This window comes from Pseudomonas sp. (genome assembly GCF_035277045.1).
GTDB lineage: Bacteria > Pseudomonadota > Gammaproteobacteria > Pseudomonadales > Pseudomonadaceae > Aquipseudomonas.
This window is the reverse complement of record NZ_DATELE010000208.1, coordinates 1-3,257: the sequence shown is the minus strand read 5'-3', so window position 1 is coordinate 3,257 and position 3,257 is coordinate 1. Positions and strand designations below refer to the sequence as shown.

The 3,257-nt window shown below is 59.7% G+C and carries 3 protein-coding genes; 1 reads left to right on the top strand and 2 read right to left on the bottom strand.

Features of this window, described 5'->3' with window-relative positions:
* Positions 1-65 precede the first annotated feature (65 nt).
* Entirely contained in the window at positions 66-758 is a 693-nt protein-coding gene (locus tag VJS90_RS12000; protein ID WP_324121872.1) for a DUF421 domain-containing protein, read from the bottom strand.
* Positions 759-1,070: 312 nt separating this feature from the next.
* On the opposite strand from VJS90_RS12000, the gene VJS90_RS11995 reads away from it, so the two are divergent.
* The gene (locus VJS90_RS11995; protein WP_324121871.1) at positions 1,071-2,210 is read left to right on the top strand and encodes a glutathione-independent formaldehyde dehydrogenase; all 1,140 of its coding nucleotides are present in this window, start codon (positions 1,071-1,073) and stop codon (positions 2,208-2,210) included.
* Here VJS90_RS11995 and VJS90_RS11990 read toward each other — a convergent pair.
* On the bottom strand, positions 2,207-3,100 hold the full coding sequence (locus tag VJS90_RS11990; RefSeq protein WP_324121870.1) for a LysR family transcriptional regulator: 894 nt from the start codon (positions 3,098-3,100) through the stop codon (positions 2,207-2,209). The two genes, VJS90_RS11995 and VJS90_RS11990, sit on opposite strands and share 4 nt — an antisense overlap.
* Positions 3,101-3,257: the final 157 nt, after the last annotated feature.

Genomic DNA, 3,257 nt, shown 5'->3' with positions numbered 1-3,257 from the left:
TCCTACCGGCGTGTCTTCTGATCGACTACACCTGGCCATGATACAAAGCTTGTGCAGCATCATGGCTAGCGGTTGCGCAGTGTATCCAGTGCGGGCGACCAAACTGCATGACCGCAACGATCACAGGTGAGCGTATCCTGCGCTTCATGGTAGGCCGCAAATCCACATGCGACGCAGCAGTACAGGCCCGCAGCAGGCGGCGAGGTATATTCAGGGCGATGTTCGAAGGGGAGCACCGACAGGCCCGGCCGGGTGTCCTCGGGGCCGTAGAAATACAAGCTGAGATCACCGTCGGTTTCCAGCAGGCCCAGCCGAACCTGGCCCAGGTGTTCCACACCCTGCTGGCGCAGTTCCATGAACAGCTCGTTCGATGAAATATTCAGATTGCGCAGCGAGTGAATCTCGTACACCCCATCTTTCACCACCGTGATCGGCAGTCCGTCGATCCAGGCTTCGCACGCCTTGCTTCGGGTCATCATGTAGACCGTGCCGCGATACAGCAGCAGGAGCGTGAGGAAGACGAGAACCACCGGCAGTATTGGCACATCTTCGTAAAAGGTCACATCGCCTGCGGCGGAGCCAAGCGTCAGGATGACTACAAGCTCGAAGCGCGAAAGCTGTTTGATCCCGCGTCGCCCACTGAACTTCAAGAACAGGAAGACGGCCAGAAAAGCTACAAAAACGCGACCGGCGACCTCGAGCAGGAAGGACCAGGGCAACTCGCCCATCAACATCCGTTGCAGGTCGAAAGAGACCATTCGTCTTTACCATCCCGTGGCATGCCTTGGAGTCCTAGATGGACTCTCTCGCCTGACTCGAGTTCATCTGCGCGGGGGAGTGTGACGCACTGAGTCACTCAGACCGAGCTGGATTTTTCGCTGGCAAGCCAGCTCCCACAGGTACGGCGCTGACTCTGGGAGCGGGCTTGCCTGTCAGCCATATGAACGAGCCCCCAGTTATTGGCGCCACCCGTCTGACCTTTTCTTCCAGCACTGAACGTCCTGGCTCCCGAGACCACCTGAACAAGGTAGGGCGCATTCTAGCCGCCTTTCTGACTACGGGAGTTCAACATGAAAGCAATCGTGTACAACGGCCCACGGGATGTTTCGGTCAAGGACGTGCCGGATGCCAGGATCGAGAAGCCGACAGATGTGTTGGTGCGCATCACCACCACCAATATCTGCGGGTCTGACCTGCACATGTATGAGGGTCGCACGTCGTTCGAGACAGGCCGGGTTTTCGGCCATGAGAACCTGGGTGAGGTGATCGAGGTGGGCGCGGGCGTAGACCGGGTCAAGGTTGGTGACCGGGTGTGCCTGCCGTTCAATATCGGCTGCGGGTTTTGCGAGAACTGTGAAAAAGGGCTTACGGGGTTCTGCCTCACCGCCAATCCAGGCTCTGCGGGGGCGGCCTATGGTTTCGCCGACATGGGGCCGTATCAAGGCGGCCAGGCGGAGCTGCTGCGGGTGCCGTACGCGGATTTCAACTGTCTGGTGCTGCCTGAGGATGCCCAGGAGCGCGAGAATGACTACGTAATGCTCTCGGACATCTTCCCGACCGGCTGGCATGCGACGGAGCTGGCCGGCCTGCTGCCAGGAGAAAGCATCGCGATCTACGGCGCGGGCCCTGTTGGTCTCATGGCCGCGCATGCGGCGATGATCAAAGGTGCCTCGCAGGTGTTTGTCATCGACAACCAACCGGATCGCCTGCAGCTGGCCGCTCAGCTTGGGGCCACACCGATCAATTCCGTTGAACAGCAAGCCGTGGACCAGATCTTGAATCTGACCCATGGCAAGGGCACGGACCGAGGCTGCGAGTGCGTGGGTTATCAGTGTTGTGACCGCCATGGCCACGAGGCCAATTACCTCACGATGAACAACCTTGTTGCTTCCACCAAGGCGACGGGCGGGATCGGTGTGGTAGGGGTATTCGTTCCCCAGGATCCAGGGGCGAAGAACGAGCTCGCGAAGGAAGGCAAGATGGCATTCGACTTCGGCTCGTTCTGGTTCAAGGGACAGCAGATCCGTACTGGCCAAGCGAACGTCAAGGCCTATAACCGCCGTCTTGCCGAACTGATTCACCATGGACGCGCCAAGCCATCACAGATCATTTCGCACTCGTTGAAGCTGGCTGAGGGGCCTGATGCCTACAAGCACTTCGATGCACGGGATGATGGCTGGACCAAGGTCGTGCTCAAGCCTGCCGCCTAGCGCACTGGCGCCGCTTCCATGGACGGAAGCGCCAGCTCTTCGATCAACCCCGCCAGAATCATCACCGGCTCGTTCGCATTGCGGTTCGAGTGATGCACCAGCCCGATGTCTCGATGAAACGTGTGCTCCCCCAGGTCAAGCGCGCGCACACCCGGCGGCCACGCCTTGTGCCCAAGCGTCTGGGGTACAAGCGCCACGCCGACACCGTTGCCCACCATCTTCACGATCGCTTCGAGCTCGTCCAGCTCACTGGCCTCGTGTGGTGTGAAATGCATCTTGCGCAGGAAACGATCAACCTGACGCCCACCGAACGAAGCCCGGTCGTAGCGAATGAACGGCTGCGATGTGATCAGCTCACGCCAGTCATCATGCGGCGCTTTTTTCGGCACGAGCAAACGGTAGGGTTCCTGGGCGAGGGGCACCCACTTGAGGTCGCTCTGCAGGGCGAACGCGGGATGAATGATCACGGCCAGGTCGATCTCGCCGGCATCGACCTGATCGAGCAGCTGCATCGACAGGCCGGGCAGGATCCGTGTGCGAAAGTTCGGCCACTGTTTGTGAAAGCTGGCCAGCGCGCTGGGCAACAGCATGCGCTGAATGGAGGCGATGGCGCCCATGGTGACCAGCTGGGGCGCTTGGCTTTCGGGGGCAGGGGAGCCGAGGTTGTTGTACATCCTGATCAGCTCGTGGGCTTGCTGCAGGGTCTGGTGGCCAACCGCGTTCAGGATGGCGTTGCGTCCTGTGCGGTCGAACAGCTCAAGGCCAAGCTCGGCTTCGAGCCGCGCTATCTGGGCGCTGACTGCCGCCTGGGTGAGGCCGATCTTCTGGGCGGCGGCCGCGAAAGTGCCTTCTCTGGCCACCGCGACCAGCGTCTTCAGCTCACGGATCATTGATAGAAATCCTTTGTGGAAACCTAAAAAATATATTGTTTTTTTTGTTTGTGGGCTAGTCCTATGATGAGTTCCAGGCGTAGGGCATATGACTGAATCCAGCCAGCCCGTGAGCGCCCATCAAAACGACAAGACCGGAGCCACTGATGAGCCTTTC